The sequence below is a fragment of the Peterkaempfera griseoplana genome, assembly GCF_001418575.1.
Classification (GTDB): Bacteria; Actinomycetota; Actinomycetes; order Streptomycetales; family Streptomycetaceae; genus Peterkaempfera; species Peterkaempfera griseoplana.
This window is the reverse complement of the sequence record NZ_LIQR01000436.1, coordinates 1-1704: the sequence shown is the minus strand read 5'-3', so window position 1 is coordinate 1704 and position 1704 is coordinate 1. Positions and strand designations below refer to the sequence as shown.

Genomic DNA, 1704 nt, shown 5'->3' with positions numbered 1-1704 from the left:
CCTCCCGGCACCCCGCCCTTGCACGCTGCCCCCCGTACGCCGCCTCACCTGCGGCCGGGGCCGTTCCGGGGCGGTCGTGCCGGTGACCGTCAGTGGGTGGTGGCGAGGACCTGCGAGGTGCCGTCGGGCAGGGCGGCGATGCCGACCTGGCTCGCGGCGAACTTCGCGGCCCCGCCGATGCCCGCCGGGGCGGTCCACCCCGTCCAGCTGCCACTGGCGTTGCGGGTGATCTGCCAGACGTTGCCGTCGGTGCCCACCGCGACGACCTGGGCGGAGCCGTTCGGCATGCCGGCGATGCCGATGCTGCCGGCGCCCATGGCGGTGGTGGTGACGCCGGGGATGGCCTGGAAGCCGGAGAGGACACCGACGGCGCTGCGGACCTCGTGGTAGACGTAGCCGTTGTTGTCGATGGCCAGGATCTGGGAGGAGCCGTCGGGCAGGCCGGTGAGGGCCAGGTCCGGGCCCTGGAAGGTGGCGGCGCCGTTGGCGCCGGCCAGCTCGGTCCACCCCGACCAGCTGCCGTTCGGGTAGCGGATGTCCAGGTACATGTTCTTGTCGGGCCGCCAGCCGCTTCGAAGCCGGCCTCAAGGCCGCCCACCGCGGCTGGCTCTGACAGGTCGCCGGACGGGGCCGTGGGGAGCACCGGGCCCCGGACACCGGGTGTTGGGGGCCGGGAGCCGGGGCAGCCTTCCCCTCGGGTTCCGTATCCGCGCCCCGGGCCGGGCGACCGGGCGGGGCGGATCACGCGTGGTGTGCATGACCTTCCCTTTACCAGGGCATTACCATTGCCATGGCGGGCGGCAGCGAGCCGCCCTGGAGGGACATACATGAGGAGCAGCAACCCGGTCTTCTCGCGGCAGGGAGCGTTCACCCGCGACACCGGCTACGCGGGATTCGGACCGTCGCAGTCCGCCGGGGCGCAGACCCCCCACACCGGCTACCCGCACGACCAGCAGCCGCTCAGCGCCGAGCAGTTGCAGCAGATGTACCAGGCGCCGCCCGCCGGCCCGCTGGACACCGGCCGGATGACCATGGACGACGTGGTGGCCCGTACGGCCATGACGCTGCTCACCCTGGTCGCCGGCGGCGCGGTGGCGTGGTTCGCCGTCCCGGCGGACGGCTACGGGATCGCGGTGGGCGCCGCCCTGGCCGCCTTCGTGGTCGGCCTGGTGATCAGCTTCCGGCGCAGCGTCAACCCGGCCCTGGTGCTCACCTACGCGGGCCTGGAGGGCGTGTTCCTGGGGGCGATCAGCAAGGCGCTGAACACCTACCTCTCCGGGATCGCCATCCAGGCGGTGCTGGGCACCGCAGCGGTCTTCGCGGGCATGCTCATCGCCTACCGTTCCGGCCGCATCAGGGTCACCGCCCGCTACCAGCGGATCGGCCTGGCCGTGGCGGCGGGCTTCCTGCTGCTGCTGGTGGTCAACCTGGTCGCCGCACTCTTCGGCGCCGACATGGGGCTGCGCTCCGGGCCGCTCGGCATCGTGGTGGGCCTGCTGGGCATCGGCCTCGGCGCCTTCTTCCTCTCGCTGGACTTCCACGAGATCGAGCAGGGCGTCCGCGGCGGCGCCCCCCAGCGCGAGGCCTGGCGGGCCGCCTTCGGCCTCACCCTCTCCCTGGTCTGGATCTACCTGGAGATGCTGCGGCTGATCGCGATCCTGCGCGGCGACGACTGACCGCCCGGGCCCGGCACCGGTGCCGGGC

General features: G+C 73.4%; 2 protein-coding genes. One reads left to right on the top strand and one right to left on the bottom strand.

Going from position 1 to position 1704, the window contains the following annotated elements; genetic code table 11:
* Window positions 1-89: 89 nt before the first annotated feature.
* The gene (locus AOK09_RS28980; RefSeq protein WP_055590210.1) at window positions 90-548 is read right to left on the bottom strand and encodes a hypothetical protein; all 459 of its coding nucleotides are present in this window, start codon (window positions 546-548) and stop codon (window positions 90-92) included.
* A gap of 279 nt (window positions 549-827) precedes the next feature.
* Between AOK09_RS28980 and AOK09_RS28975 the strand changes: the two genes are divergently transcribed.
* Window positions 828-1676: a Bax inhibitor-1/YccA family protein gene (locus AOK09_RS28975; protein ID WP_055590209.1), complete on the top strand. Its 849-nt coding sequence runs from the start codon at window positions 828-830 to the stop codon at window positions 1674-1676.
* The last annotated feature ends 28 nt before the right edge of the window (window positions 1677-1704 follow it).